General features: G+C 42.0%; 21 protein-coding genes. 15 read left to right on the forward strand and 6 right to left on the reverse strand.

Features of this window, described 5'->3' with window-relative positions; genetic code table 11:
- Positions 1–59: 59 nt before the first annotated feature.
- Entirely contained in the window at positions 60–1,562 is a 1,503-nt protein-coding gene (locus tag IH597_03930; protein MBE0661596.1) for a glutamine synthetase, read from the forward strand.
- Here the strand turns inward: IH597_03930 and IH597_03935 are convergent, their stop codons facing one another.
- On the reverse strand, positions 1,563–2,639 hold the full coding sequence (locus tag IH597_03935; protein ID MBE0661597.1) for a flippase-like domain-containing protein: 1,077 nt from the start codon (positions 2,637–2,639) through the stop codon (positions 1,563–1,565).
- A gap of 248 nt (positions 2,640–2,887) precedes the next feature.
- Here IH597_03935 and IH597_03940 point away from each other — a divergent pair, with 248 nt between their 5' ends.
- Positions 2,888–3,313, forward strand: a complete 426-nt coding sequence (locus tag IH597_03940; GenBank protein MBE0661598.1) for an Hsp20/alpha crystallin family protein — start codon at positions 2,888–2,890, stop codon at positions 3,311–3,313.
- 100 nt (positions 3,314–3,413) lie between these two features.
- On the forward strand, positions 3,414–4,313 hold the full coding sequence (locus IH597_03945) for a DMT family transporter (protein MBE0661599.1): 900 nt from the start codon (positions 3,414–3,416) through the stop codon (positions 4,311–4,313).
- A gap of 17 nt (positions 4,314–4,330) precedes the next feature.
- Here the strand turns inward: IH597_03945 and IH597_03950 are convergent, their stop codons facing one another.
- The 4 genes from IH597_03950 to IH597_03965 form a co-directional block, all read right to left on the reverse strand.
- Entirely contained in the window at positions 4,331–5,407 is a 1,077-nt protein-coding gene (locus tag IH597_03950) for a phosphatidylserine/phosphatidylglycerophosphate/cardiolipin synthase family protein (GenBank protein MBE0661600.1), read from the reverse strand.
- 150 nt (positions 5,408–5,557) lie between these two features.
- Positions 5,558–5,872: a hypothetical protein gene (locus IH597_03955; protein ID MBE0661601.1), complete on the reverse strand. Its 315-nt coding sequence runs from the start codon at positions 5,870–5,872 to the stop codon at positions 5,558–5,560.
- A gap of 299 nt (positions 5,873–6,171) precedes the next feature.
- The gene (locus IH597_03960; GenBank protein MBE0661602.1) at positions 6,172–6,939 is read right to left on the reverse strand and encodes a response regulator transcription factor; all 768 of its coding nucleotides are present in this window, start codon (positions 6,937–6,939) and stop codon (positions 6,172–6,174) included.
- A gap of 27 nt (positions 6,940–6,966) precedes the next feature.
- Positions 6,967–8,910, reverse strand: coding sequence for a tetratricopeptide repeat protein (locus tag IH597_03965; protein ID MBE0661603.1), 1,944 nt, complete (start codon positions 8,908–8,910; stop codon positions 6,967–6,969).
- Between the two features lie 135 nt (positions 8,911–9,045).
- Here IH597_03965 and IH597_03970 point away from each other — a divergent pair, with 135 nt between their 5' ends.
- The 5 genes from IH597_03970 (at position 9,046) to IH597_03990 (ending at position 13,369) form a co-directional block, all read left to right on the forward strand.
- A complete protein-coding gene (locus IH597_03970) occupies positions 9,046–9,921 on the forward strand; it encodes a YicC family protein (GenBank protein MBE0661604.1) in 876 nt (291 codons plus the stop codon).
- Positions 9,922–9,931: 10 nt separating this feature from the next.
- A complete protein-coding gene (gene gmk, locus IH597_03975; GenBank protein MBE0661605.1) occupies positions 9,932–10,498 on the forward strand; it encodes a guanylate kinase in 567 nt (188 codons plus the stop codon).
- 103 nt (positions 10,499–10,601) lie between these two features.
- On the forward strand, positions 10,602–11,897 hold the full coding sequence (locus IH597_03980; GenBank protein MBE0661606.1) for a (Fe-S)-binding protein: 1,296 nt from the start codon (positions 10,602–10,604) through the stop codon (positions 11,895–11,897).
- Between the two features lie 22 nt (positions 11,898–11,919).
- Entirely contained in the window at positions 11,920–12,711 is a 792-nt protein-coding gene (locus IH597_03985; GenBank protein ID MBE0661607.1) for a (Fe-S)-binding protein, read from the forward strand.
- A gap of 10 nt (positions 12,712–12,721) precedes the next feature.
- Positions 12,722–13,369, forward strand: a complete 648-nt coding sequence (locus IH597_03990; protein ID MBE0661608.1) for an oxidoreductase — start codon at positions 12,722–12,724, stop codon at positions 13,367–13,369.
- 37 nt (positions 13,370–13,406) lie between these two features.
- Here IH597_03990 and IH597_03995 read toward each other — a convergent pair whose 3' ends face one another.
- Complete coding sequence (locus tag IH597_03995) at positions 13,407–14,495, reverse strand: bifunctional 3-deoxy-7-phosphoheptulonate synthase/chorismate mutase type II (protein MBE0661609.1); 1,089 nt, start codon at positions 14,493–14,495, stop codon at positions 13,407–13,409.
- A 350-nt stretch (positions 14,496–14,845) separates the two neighbouring features.
- On the opposite strand from IH597_03995, the gene asnS reads away from it, so the two are divergent.
- From asnS to IH597_04030, 7 genes are all read left to right on the forward strand, one after another.
- Positions 14,846–16,243, forward strand: coding sequence for an asparagine--tRNA ligase (gene asnS, locus IH597_04000; protein ID MBE0661610.1), 1,398 nt, complete (start codon positions 14,846–14,848; stop codon positions 16,241–16,243).
- Between the two features lie 235 nt (positions 16,244–16,478).
- On the forward strand, positions 16,479–17,963 hold the full coding sequence (gene rpoN, locus IH597_04005; GenBank protein MBE0661611.1) for an RNA polymerase factor sigma-54: 1,485 nt from the start codon (positions 16,479–16,481) through the stop codon (positions 17,961–17,963).
- 13 nt (positions 17,964–17,976) lie between these two features.
- A complete protein-coding gene (locus tag IH597_04010) occupies positions 17,977–18,600 on the forward strand; it encodes a hypothetical protein (protein MBE0661612.1) in 624 nt (207 codons plus the stop codon).
- Between the two features lie 53 nt (positions 18,601–18,653).
- On the forward strand, positions 18,654–19,790 hold the full coding sequence (locus IH597_04015) for a DNA polymerase III subunit delta (GenBank protein MBE0661613.1): 1,137 nt from the start codon (positions 18,654–18,656) through the stop codon (positions 19,788–19,790).
- Positions 19,791–19,909: 119 nt separating this feature from the next.
- Positions 19,910–21,028 (forward strand): hypothetical protein, encoded by a 1,119-nt coding sequence (locus IH597_04020; protein ID MBE0661614.1) that lies wholly within the window; start codon positions 19,910–19,912, stop codon positions 21,026–21,028.
- A 107-nt stretch (positions 21,029–21,135) separates the two neighbouring features.
- Positions 21,136–21,594, forward strand: coding sequence for a gliding motility lipoprotein GldH (locus tag IH597_04025; GenBank protein ID MBE0661615.1), 459 nt, complete (start codon positions 21,136–21,138; stop codon positions 21,592–21,594).
- Positions 21,595–21,612: 18 nt separating this feature from the next.
- Entirely contained in the window at positions 21,613–23,964 is a 2,352-nt protein-coding gene (locus IH597_04030) for a transglycosylase domain-containing protein (GenBank protein MBE0661616.1), read from the forward strand.

Raw genomic sequence — 23,964 nt, forward strand, 5'->3', positions numbered from 1 at the left:
ATTTTAGCTGAGCGCTTAATAATTGCAACCCTGTTATATAAACCCGGAAAACATTTTTTATGCAGAACTCCATCGAACTCAATCCGAACCCACTGGTTCAGTACTTGAACAAACCCTCAAAAGATTTTACCAAGGCCGATCTCATCAAGTATGTAGAAGACCACAACATCGAAATGATCAATTTTCGTTACGTGGCCGGTGATGGAAGGTTAAAGACACTCAATTTTGTGATCAACAACCGCAAGCATCTCAACACCATTTTAACCCAGGGTGAACGTGTTGATGGCTCAAGCCTATTCAAATTCATAGAAGCCGGGTCAAGCGACCTTTATGTGGTTCCACGTTACAGGACCGCTTTCCTGAACCCTTTCAACCAAATTCCCACGCTGGATATTTTGTGTTCATATTATAATAAGGATGGCGATCCACTGGCCTCTGCCCCTGAAAATATCATCCGCAAAGCGCACCAGGTTTTGAAGGATAAAACGGGTTACACATACCAGACTATGGGAGAACTTGAATATTATGTAATCAGTGAGAAACAATCACTTTTCAGTGCAACCGATCAGCGAGGATATCACGAATCTACGCCTTTTGTTAAATGGGAACAGTTTAGGAATGATGCAATGGTTGCCATTGCACAAGCGGGCGGGGTGCTGAAATACAGCCATTCCGAAGTTGGAAATTTTCATATTGACAACCTCGACTATGAGCAAAATGAAATTGAATTTATGCCGGTTGATGTTGAAGATGCAGCCGATCAACTCGTCATTGCCAAGTGGATATTGCGCACATTGGCTCAGAAATATGGCGTGAACATCACATTTGCCCCAAAAATAACTGCCGGGAAAGCTGGTAGCGGTTTACACTTTCATACCAAACTTTTAAAAGACGGAAAGAACCTGATGGTCCAGGATGGTCGTCTGAGCGATATTGCACGCAAGGCCATTGCCGGGTATCTCGATCTGGCACCTTCGCTAACCGCCTTTGGAAATACCAATCCTACCTCATACTTCAGGTTGGTTCCTCACCAGGAAGCGCCAACCAATATCTGCTGGGGCGACAGGAACCGCTCTGTTCTTGTAAGGGTTCCGTTAGGCTGGACCGGCAAGCATAACATGATCAATGATGCCAACCCTGCCGAGCCACAGCACAATGCAGATTTCCAGGATGTTCAAACCGTAGAATTTCGTTGTCCGGATGGATCGGCTGATGTGTATCTGACCCTGGCCGGATTAGCTGTTGCAGCACGTCATGGACTTGAAATGGGGAATGCGCTGAAATATGCTGAAGATACTTACGTGGATGTGAATATTTTCGCTGATGAGCATAAGTCAAAAGTGGCAAAACTCAAACAGTTGCCACTTTCGTGCTGGGATTCAGCGAAACGGCTTGAAGAACAAAAAGAGATGTACATGAAGTATGGTGTTTTCCCGCTAAGCCTGATTGAAGGCACAGCAAAAATGCTACGATCCTACAATGATGAAAACCTCAGGGATGACATACAGCATGACCAGGGTAAAATTCTAAAGCTTGTTAACCAATACTTCCATTGCGGATAATCAGGAACTCCTGAACCTGATGCTCCTTCGCTTTCCGAAGTAAACCCTTCTAAACCATATCGGCAACACCAATACCCCGATAAAAATATAGGGGTAATAACTGATTAACCTCCACAAAATAGCCAGGGGAGTGCTAAGCCCTGCGCCTATAAATTCGCCAAGAAAGAGTGGGAAAAAATATTCAGCAATACCGCTACCCCCGGGCGTTGGGCTTATAAGTAAAATTACCCACATTATAAGTTGCCTTGCATATATCAGGAAGTGTTCGCTAACAGGTGCAAAAGCCATAATAAGTGCGTTAACCACCCAAAAGCGAGCTGTCCATGAGACGATTGTAGCTAGATAAGCTTTGAGCCAAAAAAGCAATGACTTGCTTCTCATTTCCGCAGAGGTTGTGATAAGTTCATCGCCGGTTTGCTCAGCCTGTGGCAGCCACCGCCTAAGAAAGCGAACTTTAAAAACGCTTACCAAAAGCTGTTTTACCTTGCCGGGGCTAATAAAAATTCCAAATAGAATGATGCCTGTGAGAACCAGTATAAACAGGTACCCAATAAGAAAAACCCCTTTGCTGCTGAACTTTAGGCCTGCGATCACAAAACTGGGTTCTGAAATAAATAGGTTGCTGGTTCCAACGATAAATATCACAACCGGAACCATAATAATGTAAAAGAGCTCATCGAGTAAGGCCGTTGTCATAACCACAGCTGTTGTCCTGCCCATGTTAATTCCTTCTTTGCGAACCACGAATAGCGCAACAGCCGCTCCACCAACAACTGAAGGGGTTATAGAAGAGGCAAATTCCCATAACATAATCACCTGAAAGCTTCTTTTCCAGGTGATTTCTCCATCAGTCAATAACCTGATGCGGTACATGTAAGCCAAATCTCTTATGACCATCAGGACGATGACCAGTAGAAACCAAAGTGCCGGATACGTCGCCCATTGAATATTTGAAAACAGATCAGGATCAAAGTCGCGAATAAACAAAACTGTTGCCGCTGCCAGGCCAATAAAAATAGGTATGGCAATGCGCCAGAATGAAAAGAAACGGAGTACCTGACGATGGCGGGCTGGCATAAGGATGGGTTATTTCAGGTTATAGAGCAATACTAACGATGTAGCAATAAATTTATGATTTCGTATAGTACATGTAATAACAAAGAAAACTGCCCTTGGTTCGGAAGACAAAAAGGCCGGAGCATAAATTCAGCTGATGACTAATTGGCGCATTTTGCATGGAGTAAATTGGATTTTAGCTGCTGGTACGTTTCTTGAAAAAGCGCCGTAAACATTAATACTATTTTAAATTAAAGGAGGAAAATAACATGACAATCATTCGCTGGAGCCAACCCGCCCGCCTTTCCGATATCTTTGATGATATTTTCACAAAGTCAATGGAAGGTATTGACAAGAAAAATTGCGATTGCATCCCTGCGGCAAACATCATTGAAAATGAAAACGCCTTTGAAATTCATATTGCCGCGCCTGGATATAATAAGGAGGATGTTCGTATTGATCTTGAAAACAATGTACTCACCGTGTCCTGCGATAAAAACAAGACCAATGGTCAGGACATTAATTATATCCGTCGTGAATTTGACTATGGAACTTTCAGACGTGCTTTTTCATTGCCGAAGGTAGTGGATACTGAAAAAATAGCTGCTGATTATGCAAATGGAATTCTGCAGATTAAGCTCCCAAAACCTGAAGAATCAAAAGCACGTTTAAGTAAGCAAATTGCTGTTTCGTAACATATTAAATGATTTTTTTAATTAAAGACTTATCAGCACGATAAGTCTTTTTTTATTACAGGTTCTTACATCATCAATATTAGCTGCAATTTTGCGGATCGTGAGTAATAAGGTAAAAGCACATATAGCTCTTTTGGTCAGCGGACTACTCTTTGGCGCCAATTACTGGATTGCCAAAGGAATAATGCCTGATCCAATGCTTCCGCGTCAGATTATTTTTATCAGGGTTTTCAGTGCAGCCGTATTATTTTGGGTGCTTTCGCTTACCTTTAAAAAAGAAACTGTATCTAAAAAGCATCTTTTACTCATTGCATTATCGAGTGCATTAGGTGTAGCTGTTAACCAGATTTTTTTCTTTGAAGGTCTCAACCTGACTACGCCAGTTGACGCTGCCATCCTGCATGCTACCAGTCCTATTATGGTATTGATCTTTGCTGCATGGGTAATCAGGGAAAAGGTATTATTCATTAATATGGTGGGTGTGATCCTAGGCGCTGCCGGCGCTTTGTTGCTCATCATTTCAGGCAAAGACGTTGCAGTTTTCAGAGGCGATCTTTTAGGCAATATTTTTATCCTTATCAACCTCGTGGCGTATGCATTATATCTTGTACTCATCAAACCCATCATGGAAATTTATCATCCTTTTACGGTTATGAAATGGGTTTTTGTTTTCGGGCTGATTGCAGTTACACCATTTACCATGCACACATTACTTGACTTCAAAATGCAGGTTCTCACCGGCAACACCTTACTTTCACTTGTATTCATTGTAATTGGAACCACAGTGATTGCCTACCTGCTTACAATATTTGGCTTAAAATACCTGAAAGCCAGTTCAGTGGGGTATTATATTTATTTGCAGCCTCTGATGGCTGGAATTATTGGTTTAATCTGGTTTACAGAGGCGGTTACCTGGATAAAGGCAATTGCGGCTTTCTTAATTTTTGCAGGCGTTTATTTTGTGAACCTGAAAAGGAAAGCATTGAATGAGAAATATTGACAAAAATCAAATTGCGCTTAGAATAGATGTCGAAAGGGAATTAGCAGTTGCGACAGGATTTTTTCAATAACCGGCCGGTTATTCCAGGCATCATAGTTAAAAGGGATACAGTAATTCAGTGTTTCACCCAAATGGGTCCTCAACAGCCTTATTGTTTCTGCATTGCTGCCAAAAAGCACGATTTCATGCAAATACCTGAAACTGCGATAATCGAAGTTTGCTGATCCGACTCCAAAAGTTTTATTGTCAATGAGGACAGCCTTGGCATGAAGGTTTGCCGGGGTGTAGAATAAAATCTTGACATTATTGCGATACATATGCCCGAGGTATTTGTTGCGGATTAAGTCAACTATCCTGACATCAGAATGCTCGGGCATCAGGATTTTCACATCCACACCCCGTATGGCGGCTTCAATCAACTCTTTTCTTAGTTTGAAACCCGGCACAAAATAAGGCGTTTCGATGATAATTTCCTTTTGTGCTTTTTTAATCAGGTCTTCATATCGTTTTTTAATCCGTTGGCGATAAATAGAAGGAATATCCTGAACGATTTCGAAGTCGCAATAGAAAACTGCTTTTCTATAAGTGAATTTGTTGAAAATATACTTGTTATAGATTTTGAAACTAGCCAGAAAGGATCGTTTAAAGTGAACTGCAATTTTACTTTTCAGCCTTAATTGAAGCTCTCTCCATTTAATAGAATGCCCTGCAATATTGGCTGAACCAATATAGGTGATGTGATCGTCAATGATAAGTAATTTCCGGTGGTTACGCCTGTGATTTTTTGTAAAGAAATCAAATGCAAGCACTATCTTTTTGAAGAACCTGATTTCTGCTCCGAAGCGCATCATTTCGCTGAAGTAAGCTAGCGGAACTGCGGCACCCCAGGAGTCAATCAAAATTTTAATTTTAATTCCTTCCCTGGCTTTTTTTGTCAGTGCATTTCTGAACCGGCTACCGATGCTATCATTACCAAATTTATAGGTTTCAAGATAAATATACTCTTTGGCCTGGTCTATGTCCTCAAGCATAGCCTCATACAAAGAAGGCGGATGATCAAACACCTGGTATCGATCCGATTTTTCTTCCATCATGGAAATATAGGGGGCGCTGATTTAATACATACAACTGTATGCTGAAGCGAAAGTATAAAAAAAGCACAAATGAAAAATACAAGTGCAATTGTGAACTTGTTTCCGGATGGCTGGTGTTGCCAATGGTTGTTGAAATAATCGGAAGCTGTGCTAAAACAGTAATAAACTTTTAATTCTTTTGATGTCGGCTTTCGTAAAATTGCGTGAAAAAATGTTATTGTTTGAGAGGGTCGTTATTTTAAGCAAGGTGCCAGATAGTGTTTCGGTAAATTCTATATTCCTGATGCTTAACCTGGGCACAGTTATCGTAAACATCGGTGCAAAGAGGGAGGATCTCTTCTTATAGATAATGTAATTGTTGTCAACGGTGATTGTTTCCAGCGACCACCAGTCTCTTCCCTTAAAAGATTCAGCTTTAAGGGTTTTTAGCGGTATTGTTTCAGTACCATCAGCCTGAGTCGTCATTGTTTTGCAAAGTTAAATTAGTACACGATCTTGTGTTACAGGCAATTATTGCAATTCTTGCTGATGTATTGACGCATTTATTTAAAACATGAAAATCTGTAGTGTGAAGATGCCTTCATGTTTGAAGCGAAAGTGCCAAAACCCGACCGGATTTTACAGCATTACAATAATTGCCTGAACTATGTCAATTCTGATTAATGAATCACGCGGCAATAATAAGAAATTGTAATACGTAAAAGCTGACAAATGTATAAGTGTATGGATTTAATTATTATTCGTAGGGGTTTTCCGGGTATTCGTCATTTATACAATGTCGTAATTGTCTTAAAGAGGCTAAATAATTCATCTTTTTTTCTATAAGAAACAGGAATTTTTGACCCGTCGCTCATAATGCAGATATTCTCGCCTCTGTTATAACGTTTAACATGTTTCAGGTTTATTATGAAAGATTGATGAATCCTGTAAAAAGCTTCTCCATCGAGCATAGTTGTATAATCTTTCATGGTTCGCGAAACAAAGATAGGTTCGCCATCAATCAGGTGGAAGCGGCTATAGTTTTGGTCGGATTCAACACTGATAATGTCATCGGTGTCAACAACATAAATGTTCTCGGAGGTTTTGAGTATGATTTTTTTCCCATCACTTTGTTTGCGAAAATGATCTATATATGTCATGAAATCCATGATGCGTGCGCTAAGATTTTCATTGTGCAGTGAAGTGCTCACCTTGCTTATAGCGAGTGTGAGCTCCTCAGGGTCTATGGGTTTTAATAAATAATCAAGGGCACTGAACTTAAAAGCCTTGATGGCATATTCTTCATAGGCTGTGATGAAGATGATTTTGAAATTGACTTGCTCAATCTGCCTTACCAGGTCAAACCCAGTACCATCAGGCATTTTAATATCGAGCAGCACCAGATCCGGATTATGTTTTCTGATTGAAAGCAAACCAGATTTGACATCCTCAGCCTGATCAACAACCTCTATATTATCACAATACATTTTCAATAGTTCAAATATTGTCTCTCGTGAACGGCTCTCATCGTCAACTATTATTGTTTTAATCATAGCGTTTGGCATTTAATTTTTCTACAATCAGATTGTGGGATGCTTATCATTAATGGTACGGTATGGGATATTAAAAGTTATAGAAGTGCCTTTTGCTTCACTATTTTCGTTGAGGGTTTCTATTATTTTTAATTCAATTTTTTGCGGGTTGTTTTTATTAAGAAGCTTCAGCCGTTCTTCAGTGATAGTTAATGCCAGTGAATCATGTTTAATGAATTGCTCCTGTGAGTTTAGCTTTGATTGGTTAATTCCAATGCCATTGTCCTGAATGTTGAAATATATCCACTTGTCAATAATTTTAAATTCAATATCAATATTGCCTTGTGTTGAAAGGTGCTGTATTCCATGTTCAATTGAATTTTCGATAAATGGCTGAGCAAGCATGGGAGGCACCATAATGAGTTCACGATGTATGGCAGCGTCAATTATTATATTGTATTCAAACCTGTTATTAAACCTTAATCTTTGCAGTTGTAGGTAATACTCAAGGGTTCTGATTTCGTTATCTAGCGTGATATATTCTTCCCTGGAGTTGGTAAGTACTAAACGTATAAGGCGGGCAAAATTTGATAAATACTTACCTGCCTCTGCCGGTTCATTCTTATAGACAAAGCTTTGTATAGCATTTAATGCGTTGAAGATGAAATGCGGATTCATTTGTGTTCGGAAAAGCTTTTGTTCGAGCAATGCGTTTTTATGTGAGGCGTACAATTTGCTTCTCTGGATAAGCAGGAATGCAATAATAATGATGGCGAGCGATAGCATTGCAAAGCCATAGGTAATTATGCGGCTTTCATTTAACCTAAGCTCTTGAATATTATTCTCCTGCTTTAGGTTCTCAATTAGCTGCGCCTTTTTCTCAAACTCATATTTAGCCTCTATTTCTGAAATTATGGCCCGCTTTTGCTGGATATTCAAGGAATCATTTAATACCAGTAGCTTTTGATAATTTGATGCTGCATCCTGGAAGTGCCCCGCAGCCGTTTGCACACGTGCCAGCTCTTTCATTACCAATATCTGACGATTGATGTTGCCGGTCAATTCAATTAATTCGTAAGATTTTTCCAGATAGGATAATGCCAGATTATATTGTGCTAAATCAGCATATGCCTGACCAAGATTCATCAACGAAACGGACTGGCTCTCACGATTATTAATTTCTATGTTAATAGCAAGCGCAGATTCAAAATACTCAATGGCCTCACTATGCCTGCCCATAAAACTATAACTCTTTCCAATATTGTTCAAGCCCTGAGCTGCTTCTCGCTTATTTCCCAGCTTTAGATCAATTTCAATGGCTTTTTGATAGTACTCAATTGCTGAGTCGTAATTGTTTTGAAATCTATGGATAATCCCAAGATTGTTATAAGTATTTGATAGGATTTTTTCCAAATTATTTCGCAGGGAGATTTCATGACTTCTTGTGTAATACTCAGCGGCTTTTTGATAGTTATTAAGATCCTTGTATATGCCGCCAATATTGTTAAATGCATTAGCCATAGCAGACGAATCTGCGATTGATTCCGCATGCCTGAGTGTCCGGAATGTATACGAAAGAGCCTCTTCATGCCTTCCTAGCATCCTGCAATTAATTGCTATCTTATTTTGCAAAACAGCAACAGTATTTGAGTCGTTTACAGCTTCATAAATATTCAGGCTTAACAATAGATGATCCAGTGCCTTACTGTAATTGGATATATAATAGTAAGCAGTGCTAATATAATGATGGGCACTGGCGATTCCTTGCTGATAATTAATTTTGTTTGCCAGTTCTATCGCTTCATTTCCATATTGTATGGATTTGTCCTGGTTCGACCGGGTATTCAATTGTATGAGCCGATTCAGTACATCTACCTTTTCCTTTCCTTTCAATCTGGGCAATAAAATCTCCAGACTGTCAATTTCGCCAGCGTGAAGCCTGAAAACAGACAGAAACACGAAAAACAGCAGCAATGATTTTCTCGTGGCCATTTTGAAATATTATACAATTCTAAGAAGAATTATCTATACTATGCTGTTGTTGTAAAAAGAAAGTTTAAAAATACGCACTTATTTTTAATTTGCAAGCAACTTATTACTGATTATCTTTGCTGAAAATGATTCGCTATGCTTAAATCAATGACTGGTTTCGGACAAGAAACCGGCTCCATAAAAGGTAAAAAGATAATTATAGAAGTACGAACCCTTAACAGCAAAACCCTTGATGCCAATCTTCGGCTTTCAGCAAAATTCAGGGATTTGGAGCCTGAAATTAGGACTATGCTAGGAAGTAAAATTGATCGCGGCAAGGTTGATCTGTATATGACCCTCGAAAATGAGACAGACTTTTCGGACTATAAAGTAAATCGCGATTTAGCAAAACATTATCTGAATGAACTTCAATTATTAGGTTCTGAGGTTGGTTTACCAATTACTGCAGATTTGTTGTCTACGGTTCTTCGCTTACCGGATGTAGTTACTCAATCGGCATCCGAAATGAGTGAAGAAGATAAGCAGTTGATCATGCGCATGTTTGAAACAGCCCTGGAGAAGGTTGATGCATTCAGAATTTTTGAAGGTGCTGTACTCGAAAAAGACTTCCGTCAACGAATCAATGCAATTTTGGAACTTTTAAAGGAAACAAAACCGTTTGAAGGTAAACGGATCGAAGACATACGCCAACGATTGCGGTCAGACCTCGCTCAGATTGAGCAGCGCATACAAATTGACAACAACCGCTTTGAGCAGGAAATCATTTATTATCTTGAGAAAATTGATTTTACCGAAGAAAAACTCCGGCTTGAGAAACATTGCAATGATTTTTTACGAACCATTTCGGATGATGTTTCTCAAGGCCGCAAACTGGGTTTCATCGCACAGGAAATTGGCCGCGAAATAAATACCCTTGGATCGAAAGCCTACAATGCCGATATACAGAAGATTGTGGTTGAGATGAAAAATGAACTTGAGAAAGTGAAAGAGCAATTGCTCAACATCCTGTAAACAGCAAACTATGAAACCCAAAATGATCATTATTTCTGCACCTTCCGGGGCCGGAAAAACAACACTGGTTAAGTATTTACTCTCTGAGTTTGCTGATATTGAGTTTTCAATTTCAGCGTGCAGCCGTTCCAAAAGAGAAGGCGAAACACATGGTGTGGATTATTATTTCCTTTCTGCTGAGGAGTTCAAAACGAAAATTGAGAATAACGAATTTGTTGAATGGGAGGAGGTTTATGCCGGATCATTTTATGGTACGCTAAGAAGCGAAGTGGACAGAATCTGGGCAAAAGGCCATCATGTGATCTTTGATGTTGATGTGATTGGAGGGTTGAATATCAAAAAACAATTTGCTGACAACGCATTGGCTGTATTTATAATGCCTCCATCCATTGAGGTACTTGAGCAAAGGATACGAAAAAGACAAAGTGATAGCGAAGAGCAAATTATCAATCGTGTTAAAAAAGCGGAATGGGAAATGCAGTTCGCTTCTAAATTCGACATCACCGTTGTAAACTGTGAAATAACCATTGCACACACAGAGTTGGTTGAAATTGTCAGGGAGTTTCTTGATCGATAAATGCCATATTCTAAGCTGCATACTTTTCATGTTGATTCAATTTGTCTACTGATTCATAAATAATTATTACTTTGGCCTACTGATTTACCAAAATTGATTCATTATGGCCAAACAGTTAATATTCCTTTTCGTATTACTCATCACACTGGGAGTTTTTGCCTGGACGATGAGCCGCATATTCTCCTTTTTCAATCTTACCAAATCCGCATTTCCTGTAAGAAATATCGGGAAAAGAATAAATATCACACTTAAAGTTGCTATCGGCCAGTCAAAAATATTACGCTGGCCATTTACCGGCTTGCTGCATGCCCTGGTTTTCTGGGGCTTTATGGTGATTACCTTTGGGAGCTTTGAAATGGTGATTGACGGACTTGCCGGAACCGAAAGAGTACTTGGAACTTTCGGCATCGTGTATGATATTATTATCGGCAGCGGCGATGTTTTTGCTGCCATTGTATTAATCGCTATTCTCGTTTTTCTTGCACGCAGGCTCTTTCTAAGCATCGGTAGGTTCAAGGGTGAAGAGATAAAAACGATCTCAAAGATTGATGCAAACATTGCCCTTACCATGATCTTGTTGTTGATGGTATCGTTGCTGGGCATGAATATCGGATATGTAGCGCTGCATGGGAACAATCAAATTGGCGTTTATCCTGTGAGCCAATGGCTGGCGGGTTACATCACCTCCGGCATGACCATTTATGGTGCGAATATATTCCATGAGGTCAACTGGTGGGCACACATCCTGCTCATTTTTATCTTTGCCAATATTCTTCCTTACAGTAAACACTTCCATGTGTTTACATCAATTCCCAATGTTTTTCTGAGCCGGTTGGAACCATTGGGATACCTTCCAAACATGGGAAATGTGATGAACGAAGTAAAACTGATGATGAACCCCGAAGCCGCCAACGTAGAAGCACCACCCATCAGCCGTTTTGGGGTCAAAGATGTGGAGGATACAAGTTGGAAGAATTACGCTGACGCATTAGCCTGCACTGAGTGTGGCCGGTGCACAGCAGTTTGCCCGGCAGCTATAACGGGTAAAAAGCTCTCGCCCCGAAAAATCTTTGTTGATCTACGTGCACGCATGAAAGAAAAAGGACCCGGCCTCATTAAAAACGGAATTGACTATTCAGACAACAAGAGCCTTATCCGTGATTACATAAGCGAAGAAGAACTTTGGGCTTGCACGACCTGCAATGCCTGTGCACAGGAATGCCCGATCAATATCAACCACCCAACGCTGATTTTAGACATGCGCCGCTACCTTGTCATGGAAGAGGCAGCCGCACCTGCCGGGCTCAATATGATGTTCACCAATATTGAAAACAATGGGGCGCCCTGGCAGCGTGGGCCGGAAGAGAGGCTCGAATGGACTGAAAGCCTGAATGCTTAAAAATATCAAAGCCTTTAAAACAATGACACATACAATCAAGGTTCCAATTATGGCCGACCTCAGCCAGCAGGGTACAAAACCCGAATATCTTTATTGGGTGGGCTGCGCAGGTGCTTTCGACGATCGCTACCAGAAAGTTGCCCGGGCATTTGTGAAAATCCTGCACCACCTCGGGGTCAGTTATGCCATACTCGGCAAAGAAGAAACCTGCAATGGCGATCCAGCCCGACGCGCCGGAAATGAGATGCTTTTTCACATGCAGGCTGCGCAGGTTGTACAATTGCTAACACGCTATGAAGTGAAAAAAATGATCACCACCTGTCCACATTGCTTTAATATTTTCCTGAATGAATATCCTGATGTCGGATGGCGTGGCGAAGTGATTCATCATTCGCAATTTCTTCAGCAAATGATAGATGAAGGAAAGCTGAAGGTTCCAAAAGATATGTTTAACAACCAGAAAGTTGTTTTTCATGACCCCTGTTATTTGGGTCGCGGAAACAATATTTATGATGCTCCCCGCCAGGTGATTGATGCGCTTGAAACGGATCGAGTTGAAATGCCGCGTAACAAAAGTTTCGCTTTATGCTGTGGGGCCGGTGGCGCACAGATGTTCAAGGAAGCTGAACCAGGCAGCAAGGAAGTATATGCCGAGCGAACCGAAGAAGCATTGGCAACTAATGCCGGTATTATAGCCACTGCCTGTCCTTTCTGCATGACCATGCTTACCGATGGCATTAAATATAAAAACAAGGAAGAAGAGGTCAAAAACCTTGATATTGCTGAAATGATTGCCAGTTCACTTGGATTATAAAAACAGCAAAGTGGAACTTTTTCAAACGCATGTTATCAGCCATAGAATATCAGGCACAAGCGGACATCTGCTCCGCATTCCTATGCTCCATGATTTTAAGCCAGGTCAGGTAGTTGGCCTGGGTTTGAAAGATATTTATCCCCCCCGGATTTACAGCATCGCCGGATCGGATTTCAAAACTTATATTGAATTATTATTTGATGAAAGACCCGAAGGCCTTTTATCTCCTAGACTTGCCCAACTCAACGATGGCGATGATATTTTGATAACAAAGCCTTTTGGAACCTTTTTCGGGAATCAGGAGCCTGCGTGGTGGATAGCCGGAGGAACCGGAGTTGCACCTTTTAAGTCAATGCTGGATGCTGGTCTGTTTCAGCAAAAAAACCTGATTCACGGAGTGCGGGAATCTGACAATTTTTATTTCGCTGACGATTTTTCACACGCGCTCGGGGAGAACTATATACGATGTTGCAGTGGTTCCAAAGAAGATGGGTGTTTTCACGGGCGTGTCACAAGCTACCTGGAACAATTACCGGAACTCCCTTTCGGCGTTCAGTTCTTTTTGTGCGGAAGTGCAGAAATGGTGGTTGACACCCGTGATGTGCTTATTGCAAAAGGCGTAGCATTTGACAGAATCGTGGCGGAAATATATTTTTAGGAATTCTTTTGACCCAAATCCCAGCGAAATCAAAACTTTACTTCCTGTTAAGGATTTCATTTTGCATCCGGATAGATTCATTGTGTACCAGTTGTAATAACCTGAGCAAAAAATCCCTGTCGAGGCCAAGTTTCTCAGCAGTTTTGAGACGACTGTTGATGATATCGCGCCAACGCTCAATTTGTAAAATGGTGATGTTGTGATCCCGTTTATACTCACCCATTTCATGCACAATGTTCATGCGTTTTCCGAGCACTTCAATGAGTTCTTTATCAATGCGATCAATATGTCTACGAAGGTTTTTAAGCTTATCGCTAAATTCCTGGTCGCCTTTTTCGATCCGGATGGTTAAATTATTGAGGATGTTTTTAAGCGCTTCAGGAACAATTTGCTGACTGCTGTCGGTAATCGCATTATCAGGGTCAGTATGGGTTTCAATCATAAGCCCGTCCATTTCCAGGTCAAGAGCTTTCTGCGAAACTTCAGCAATCATGTGGCGGTTCCCACAAATATGGCTCGGATCGCACAAAATAGGCAAGCCTGGAACCAAACGTTTCAGCTCAATTGGGATTTCCCAACGTGGATTGTTGCGGTAAGGGCCTTCGTCATAACAATGAAAGCCACGGTGAACTGCGGCAAGTTTTGTGATGCCTGCCTGGTTGAAGCGTTCGAGAGCACCAAGCCAGAGTTTCAGGTCAGGATTCAGCGGGTTTTTTACCATAACCGGAACATCAACACCTTGCAGTGCTTCCGCCAGTTCCTGGATAGAGAAGGGATTGCCGGTGGTTCGTGCCCCGATCCAAAGAATATCAATACCATGCGACAGAGCCTGCTCAATATGGCTTGGCCTGGCGACTTCAACGGTAATTTTCAGCCCGGTTTCAGCCTGCACTTCCTGCAACCATTTCAAGCCTTTCTCACCTACGCCCTCAAAAGCTGATGGACGTGTCCGCGGCTTCCAGATACCAGCCCTTAACGCTTTAACGAGCTGGATCTTCGCCAGTTGCCGGGCAATGGCCAATACCTGCTCACGCGATTCAGCGCTGCATGGCCCGCTGATAACAGCAGGGCGTTCGTGTTCACCAAGCCAGGAATTGAGGGGTTGTATAGAATATGAATCTGACATTGAGGCAAAATTAAAGATTTATCCTGAGCGGGAGGGTTATCCTTTTATCGAATCACTAATTGGCTGCTCTTTCAGAGCATCGAAAATCATAAAGTGATTTGACATAGTATAAAGTCACACTGGGCTTAAATTTAAAAACAAGATAATTAAGGTCAATCCCCCTAACCCCCTTTTCCAAAGGGGGACAAGCACTAAGCAACATTCCCGCCAAACTGCATTACTGCATCACTGAATTACTGCATCACAAATTAATAGTATTTTGGAAAGCTTTGATTTTTACAAGCCTGATTGCCCGCACCTAAAAAAATCGTTTTTTTGCAGAAAATATCAGATAGCATCATATGGAAGAGATTAAAAGAACAATGATCAAAGACCTGCTGAAGCCGGCAGGCGAATTACCAATCGGGCAAACCGTGAATGTTAAAGGCTGGGTGCGAACCAAAAGGGGAAACAAGAGTATAGCCTTTATTGCACTGAACGACGGATCAATTATACATAGCATTCAGATTGTGGCAGATGTGCAGGTTTTTGGCGAAGAGGCATTGAAATCTGTAACTACAGGTTCATGTATTTCTGTTAACGGAACATTGGTAGAGTCGCAGGGTCAGGGACAGCAAGTGGAGATCCAGGCCAAAGAAATAGTGGTTTATGGTACTGCTGACCCTGAAACGTATCCTTTGCAGAAAAAAGGCCACTCACTGGAGTTCCTGCGGGAAATAGCTCACCTGAGACCGCGCACAAACACTTTTGGCGCTGTGCTCCGGCTGAGGCATGCTATGTCATTCGCTATTCACAAGTATTTCAACGACAATGGTTTTTATTATATCCATACGCCCATCATTACCGGATCGGATGCTGAGGGTGCAGGCGCTATGTTCAGGGTAAGCACACTGGATGCTAAGAACCCACCTTTAAAAGAAGACGGCTCTGTGGATTATTCAAGAGATTTTTTCGGCAAGCAAACTAACCTGACAGTTTCAGGGCAACTTGAAGCCGAACTCGGGGCGATGGCACTTTCAAAGGTCTACACGTTTGGTCCGACTTTTCGCGCCGAAAACTCCAATACACCCCGCCACCTTGCCGAATTCTGGATGATAGAACCGGAAATGGCTTTCTATGATATATATGATGATATGGATCTTGCAGAGGATTTCCTCAAGTATCTGATCCGCTATGCGCTGGAAAACTGCATGGACGACCTGGAGTTCCTCAATAACATGTATGATAAAGAATTGATCGAACGCCTGAAATCAGTGGTTGAATATAAATTTGAAAGGCTTACTTATACCGAAGCTGTTGACATCCTGATGAAATCGGGGCAGAAATGGGAGTTTCCTGTTTCCTGGGGCACTGACCTGCAAGCCGAACATGAACGCTTCCTTGTTGAGAAACATTTCAAAAAACCTGTAATTCTCACTGGCTATCCGATTGAGATCAAGGCATTTTACATGAAACAGAACGAAGACGGCAAAACCGTGAGGGCCATGGATGTGCTTTTCCCAAGGATCGGGGAGATTATTGGCGGTTCGCAAAGGGAAGAAGATTACGATAAACTTTATCGCCGGATCAGGGAAATGCATATTGCGGAAGAAGAAATGTGGTGGTACCTTGAAACCCGTAAATTTGGTACAGCACCACATGCCGGGTTCGGACTTGGGTTTGAACGTCTGATGTTGTTTGTGAGCGGTATGGCCAATATCCGCGATGTAATCCCGTTTCCAAGAACACCTCAGAATGCTGAGTTTTAATGTGCTTTTAGTGATTTTGTAATCTATCGGATAAGATATATTTTGTATCTTGCAGGCAAATATTTAAGACCATACGTTCATGAACAGGCAAATTTTAATTGACAATGCTATTGTGTGGATTGCTCAATAAAAATTTGATGAGAATACTGAAAATTGATTAATGTGATATAACTTTTTAGCATAAACAGGTATTAACTGAAAGATATAAGCAAAGAAGCTCAACAATAAAACAACTATGCTCAACCAGAAACTGCAACAAAAATTACTACAGAAGCTATCGCCACAGCAGATCATGCTGATGAAGCTGTTGCAGATTCCCACTATGGCGCTGGAACAAAGGATCAAACAGGAAATTGAGGAAAACCCCGCATTGGAAGAATTATCAGATGCAGAAGAGAATACTCAATCAGAAGAAATTGAAGCGCAAGGCAGCGATGAGGATACTGACGAACCTAATCCGGAAGACATCAACGATCCTGACGAAGAATTCGATATCAGCGATTATATGGATGATGATGAATACATTCCATCATATAAAACCGCTGCCAACAACAACAGTAGCGATGATGAGCACAAACAGGTTCCATTTGTTTCCGGCACCACATTTCACGAGTTTCTAATGTCTCAGCTTGGTTTGCGCAACCTCACCGACCGCCAGATTGTGATCGCAAAAACCATTATCGGCAACCTCGACGATGCAGGCTACCTGCAACGTGAAGTGAGCGCAATGGTTGATGATTTGGCGTTCTCACAAAACCTGATGACTACCAAAGAGGAAATTGTTGAAGTGCTGAAAGTGGTTCAAGACCTTGACCCACCCGGGGTTGGCGCTCAGAACCTAAAGGATTGCCTGCTGTTGCAACTTAAACGGCTTGAGCAAACCACTGCCGTTGAAAACGCTGTGTTATTGCTTGAAAAGTATTTTGAGGAGTTCATAAAAAAGCACTACGATAAAATCCTGAAGAAAGCCAGGATCACTGAAGAAGAGCTGAAAGAAGCCATAGATGAAATCGTTCAGCTTAACCCCAAACCAGGCAACTCAATGGGCGAAACTGATCGTGTGAACCATTATGTGATCCCCGATTTTCTTATCCACAACAAAGATGGTGATCTTGAACTTAGCCTGAACAATCGTTATACGCCTGAACTACGTGTAAACCGCACCTATGTTGACATGCTTGAAACATTTTCAGAAAACAGGGGCAACAACAATACTCAACGAAAAGAGGCTGTAATGTTTATCAAGCAAAAAATTGATTCGGCACGCTGGTTTATTGATGCCATCAGGCAGCGACAAAATACGCTTTACCTCACCATGAAAGCCATTATGGATTATCAGAGGGAATATTTTGTCGATGGCGACGAAACCAAGCTGAAGCCTATGATCCTGAAGGATATTGCTGAGATTGTGAACCTTGATATTTCAACTGTTTCGCGGGTGGCCAACAGTAAATATGTACAAACTCCTTTTGGCACATTGTTGTTAAAAAGCTTTTTCTCTGAGTCAATGCAAACCGATAGCGGTGAAGAAGTTTCCACAAGGGAAATTAAAAAAATTCTTTCCGATTGCCTTGATGCCGAGGACAAAACCAAGCCGCTTACCGACGATCAGCTTACCGATATCTTAAAAGAAAAAGGTTATAACATCGCCCGCCGAACTGTTGCCAAATACAGGGAACAATTGAAAATTCCGGTCGCCAGGCTTAGAAAGGAACTGTAAACTGCTGATAAACATGTTTGAACGTATCGAAACAGCCACAGCCCGGGCCATATCCTACATTTTCCATCCCATGCTGCTTTCCACGTATGCAATGATAATCCTGTTCAACATGCGAGTTTACTTTTCCATGGGCATTCCATCCAAAGCAAAATGGATGATCGGGATATTGATTTTTATTATTACTGGCTTATTGCCCATGCTAACGGCTTTGCTTATGTCGCGGCTCGGGATCACCAAAAGTATACAAATGGACCAACGCGAAGAACGTATCTGGCCATTTGTAATAACAGCCGTCTTTTATTACTTGGGATATTACCTGCTCAAGCAACTTGAATTGTCGCCGGTTTTTCTTCTTTTTATGCTGGGGGCATTTGTTACTGTTGTTATAAGTTTGATGATAAGTTTTTTCTGGAAGATCAGTGTACATATGATCGGTATGGGAGGGCTGGTGGGCGCCTTCACAGGCCTATCGCTGAAAATTATGATAGACCTTCCAATTCTTATCATTGCCCTGATTTTTTTAAGTGGGCTTACTGGATTTTCCCGGCTAAAACTTATGGCTCATAGCCCTGCTCAGGTATTGGCTGGTTTTGTAGCCGGATTCTGTTCCTTTATGCTGCTTCTTTTACAGCAATAATTTTAAAAGTTTTGATCCGAGCCTGGTCTTTGAATACTGATTAAAACACAACAATGCAATTCTCCGGCATTATAGGCCAGCAGGCCGTGAAAGAAAAACTGGTTCAAACGGTAAGGGACAGCCGTATCAGCCATGCGCAGTTGTTTCTGGGACCCGAGGGTTGCGGAAAACTTGCTTTGGCAATAGCTTATGCGCAGTTTATCAATTGCACTGGCCGAACACCGGATATGGATGATTCATGCGGAACCTGCCCATCTTGCTACAAATTTGAGCAATTGGCCCACCCCGATCTCCATTTCGTTTACCCGGTGGCAGCTACGAAAGATGTGCCTAAAAAGCCGGTCAGTAAGAGTTTTGTGAGTAAGTGGAGGTCGCTTCTCCTTGATCGCAAGGGGTATATCAATCTTGCGCAATGGTATGATACGATTGGCATTGAAAACAAGCAAGGCATCATTAATGCCGACGACTGCAACGAGATTATCAAAACCCTGAGCTATAAATCTTATGAAGCGCAGTACAAGGTCATGATTATCTGGATGGTTGAGAAACTCTTTCACGCTGCCGCGCCCAAAATCCTGAAAATTCTTGAAGAACCGCCTGACAAAACGCTTTTTCTGCTCGTTGCTGAAGAGCCAGGGCAGATCATCAGTACTATTCTTTCGCGAACGCAATTGGTGAAAGTGAAAAAACTTAGCGATGATGATATTCGTACGTCCTTGATAAAGAATTATGGTGTTGAACCTAAAAATGCACACAAGGCAGCTTTGGTTGCCGACGGAAATATTATTGAAGCGCTTGATTTTCTGGCTGATGAAGGCTCAGAAGAATATTTCATTCAGTTCAGGCAGTGGATGCGTCTTTGCTTAAAAGTCAACATTGTGGAAGTGAATAACTGGATTTCCGGGATCGTCAAAATGGGACGGGAAAAACAAAAGGTTTTCCTTGCTTATGGTTCACAAATCCTTAGGGAGAGTCTTGCTGTTAAACTTCAGGGAGAAGATATATTACGTCGCGAAGGCGAGGAAAGAGAATTCGTGTTGAAGTTTACGAGAACCATTTCCAGCCAGTTTATTCCAGATCTGAGCCAAAAGCTGAATGAAGCGGCTTATCATATTGAACGCAATGCCAACCCTTCTATTCTTTTTATGGATCTTTCGCTGAAGATCAACCGTATGTTGAAAAGCCGTTGACAATAGAATAAGCTGGTAAAATTTAATTACTTTTGCTGGTTACACTCAGGCAGGATGACCTCAATGGCTGCAGCCTGCTGATTAAATAATAATTGGCATCAAAACTAAGCCTTACAGAAATGAATGACGAGACCCTGCGATATCCCGAAAATAATCCCTTTTTTACCCGCGGTTGTTGCCGCAAGCCCGATCCTTACGATAAAAATGACAATCTCTTCCGCCATAGTTGCGCTAAACTAGACTCAAACAATTGGCTCGATGAAATTCCCCTTCCTCCTGGGCAGCAAACATTCGATTGTATTGAAGTAAGGTTTAAAAATAACCGTAAAGATTTTTTCCGCTTGCCCTATGATATGGATCTGTTTGTTGGCGACATTATTGCTGTTGAAGCATCGCCCGGGCATGATATCGGTATCGTTAGCATGAAAGGTGAATTGGTGAGATACCAAATGCGCAACAAGAATGTATATCCTGATAAAAATGACATAAAGAAAGTCTACCGAAAAGCCCGATCAACAGATATTGACAAGTGGCTTCAGGCTGTAAACTGCGAAGAACGCACCATTTTTCGCACCCGCGAAATCACCTCAAAGTTAAATTTGAAAATGAAGGTGAACGATGTTGAATACCAGGGTGATGGAACAAAGGCAATATTTTACTATACCGCAGAGGACCGCGTTGATTTCAGGGAACTGATTAAGCTGCTTGCCGAGGAGTTTCGCATAAGGGTTGAAATGCGTCAGATTGGTGTGAGGCAGGAAGCCGGAAGGCTTGGAGGAATTGGCTCCTGTGGACGAGAACTTTGTTGTTCAACATGGCTTACAGGGTTTCAGTCTGTTACCACCAATGCCGCAAGGGCACAACAACTGTCACCGAATCCACAGAAACTGGCTGGCCAGTGTTCAAAGCTTAAATGTTGCCTAAATTACGAATACGCAGCTTATGTGGATGCGCTTCAGGGTTTCCCGGACAACCAGATTAAGCTGAAAACCCGCAAGGGCGATGCGTTTTATCAAAAATCTGATGTGTTCAAAGGCTTGATGTGGTATTCCTACTTTAACGATTCCGGGAGCCTTTTGGCCTTACCAATTGATAAGGTTCAGGAGATTATTGATGATAACCGAAAAGGTAAAATGCCCGAAAAACTTGAGGATTTTGCAAAAACCAAGGAACAAAAAGTTGATTTTGGCAGCGTCCTAGGACAGGACGACCTCACCCGGTTCGATAATGATAATTAATCATTCCAACCTGCGTTATTTTGAAAATGAACTTCTGTTAAGCAATGCAGTCTAACAAAAGCCAAACATGCCGAATTTGGGTTTTCCCCGGAATAAAACCAATAGTTTTGTTCCTGTTGGTTCTTGCAGTTGTGATCACAAGTTGCAATGATAACGCCTATTATGAAGAAATCAAGCCAGTGGAAGGTGAGCTGTGGGATATGAGAGATATCAAAGAATTCAGCGTTAATGTAGACAATTCCGAAGCTAGTTACAGGTTGATTTTTACAGTACGGAACACAACTGATTATGCCTATAGTAATCTTTACTTGTTTTTTACGACCACATATCCTGACCAGGAGATCACACGCGACACAATTGAATGCCTGCTTGCCGATCGGAGCGGACAATGGCTTGGCAAGGGTGTTGGCAAAATCAGGGAAAGCAGGTTCCTGATCAAAGACCGAATGAACTTCCCCGATACCGGGAATTACATTTTTACACTTGAGCAGGCTATGCGCGATGAAACACTCCCAGGCATTGCTGATATTGGCATACGCATTGAAAACATAGCTCAGGCAGAATAAAAACCTAAGAAATTCACTATGGCTAAAAAAGCCGGAAACACTCACAATTTTAGAAAGTACCTGATCCGCTTCTGGGTTACATTTGTCACAGCTATCTTATTTGTTGTCTTGCTTTTTGTTTCAATATCACTTGGGTGGCTGGGATTTATGCCCAGTTTCGAAACTCTTGAAAACCCACAAAGCAATCTGGCTTCTGAGATCATTTCAGCCGATCAGGAAGTACTGGGAAAGTACTTTATTGAGAACCGGACAAACATCACTTTTTCCGAACTCTCCCCTAACCTTATTAACGCCCTGGTTGCCACTGAGGACATACGTTTCACACGCCATTCGGGTATTGATGTACGTGCATTTGGCAGGGTTGCCTATGGTATAGTTACCGGAAAAAACATGGGAGGCGGTTCAACCATCACACAGCAGTTGGCAAAGAACCTGTTTCCCCGCCAACCTAACCGCACATTTTTGGGCATGGTGCTGGTAAAATTCAAAGAGTGGGTGGTAGCTGCTAAACTTGAACGCAATTATAGTAAGGAAGAGATTATTGCCATGTATTTCAATACCGTGGATTTTGGGAGCCATTCCTATGGCATACAAAGTGCTGCACGTACGTTTTATAACAAAGAGCCCAATCAACTTTCGGTGGATGAGGCAGCTACACTGGTTGGCATACTAAAAGCCCCATCCTGGTTTAGTCCGGTTCGCAGCCCGGAGCGGGCGCTTGGACGCCGCAATGTGGTTATGTCGCAGATGCAGAAATACGACTTTATTACCCTCGAAGATTTTGAAGCATTCAGAGCATTGCCAATTGATATGTCAAACTACCGTATTCAGGACCATAATGCAGGATTGGCACCCTATCTGCGTGAATACCTTCGTATTATCATGTATGCGAGGAAGCCCGATCCTGAGCGATACAACTCACGCGACCGATATGTTGAAGATTCAGTAAATTGGGCAGATAATGATTTGTATGGCTGGATCAATAAGAATGTTAAGCCCGACGGGTCGTACCACAATATTTATAAAGATGGCCTACGGATTTATACAACCATCAATGCAACAATGCAACGATATGCCGAAGAGGCCGTAACCGAGCATCTTTCACTTGATATTCAGCCCGCATTCTTCAAGCATTGGCGCAATGACCGCAATGCGCCTTTTGATTTCGAGCCATCAATGGCAAGAGAAGAGATTGCAAAAATTATGGAATCATCCAAGCGGCGCTCCGATCGTTATAGAAATCTCCGTCAGGCTGGCATGCCTTCCGATTCAATTGATATGAATTTTAAAACCGCCATACCTATGCGGGTTTTTACCTGGAGTGGTGAAAAGGATACAGTAATGTCTCCTATGGATTCAATCAGGTATTACAAATTCTTTATCCGTTCAGGGCTAATGTCAATGGAACCACAAACCGGTTATGTACGCGCATATGTGGGTGGCGTTGATTATAAACATTTTCAGTACGACCAGGTGAGCATGGGCCGCCGGCAGGTAGGTTCAACATTCAAACCATTTGTATACACACTTGCCATGCAGGAAGGTGATTACTCGCCATGCAGCTATGTGCCTAATGTACAGCAAACGGTTGAATTGCCTACTGGCGGGTATTGGGAACCAAGAAATTCTTCCCGGTTCAAGGAAAACGAAATGGTAACACTGAAGGAAGCATTGGCGAATTCCATTAACTGGGTTTCAGCTTTCCTGATCAAACGATATCCTCCTCAAGCCGTGGTTACTATGATCAGGAAAATGGGTGTTACTGCTCCAATTGACCCGGTTCCTGCTATAAGCCTTGGCACTCCCGATCTTTCGCTTTACGAAATGGTAGGTGCCATGAATACCTATGCCAACAAAGGTGTTTATATTGAACCGGTGTTTGTTACAAGAATTGAAGACAGGCATGGAAATGTGATCAGCCGTTTTATTCCACGAACCCAGGAAGCCATGAGCGAAGAAACTTCTTATTTAATGCTGGCACTGATGAAAGGGGTTGTTGAGAGTGGAACCGGTATGAGGCTCAGGGGCAAGTATCAGTTGCGAAACCCAATTGCCGGTAAAACGGGCACAACACAAAGCAACTCCGATGGTTGGTTCATGGGCATCACACCCGACCTTACCACTGGTGTATGGTCAGGAGGGGAAGATCGTAGTGTACGCTTTCGTATTATGTCACTTGGGCAGGGCGCCAATATGGCCTTGCCGATCTGGGCGCTATACATGCAAAAGATTTATGCTGATACTACCTTGAATATTTCTGTTGGAGATTTTGAGCCGCCAGCAAATGGGCTGGAAGTAGAAACAGATTGCGATTTATTTCACAGGCAGCAAAAGAAACAACAGAATCCTACATTGTATGACGATTTCTAG

Source organism: Bacteroidales bacterium (assembly GCA_014860575.1).
GTDB lineage: Bacteria > Bacteroidota > Bacteroidia > Bacteroidales > JAAYJT01 > JAAYJT01.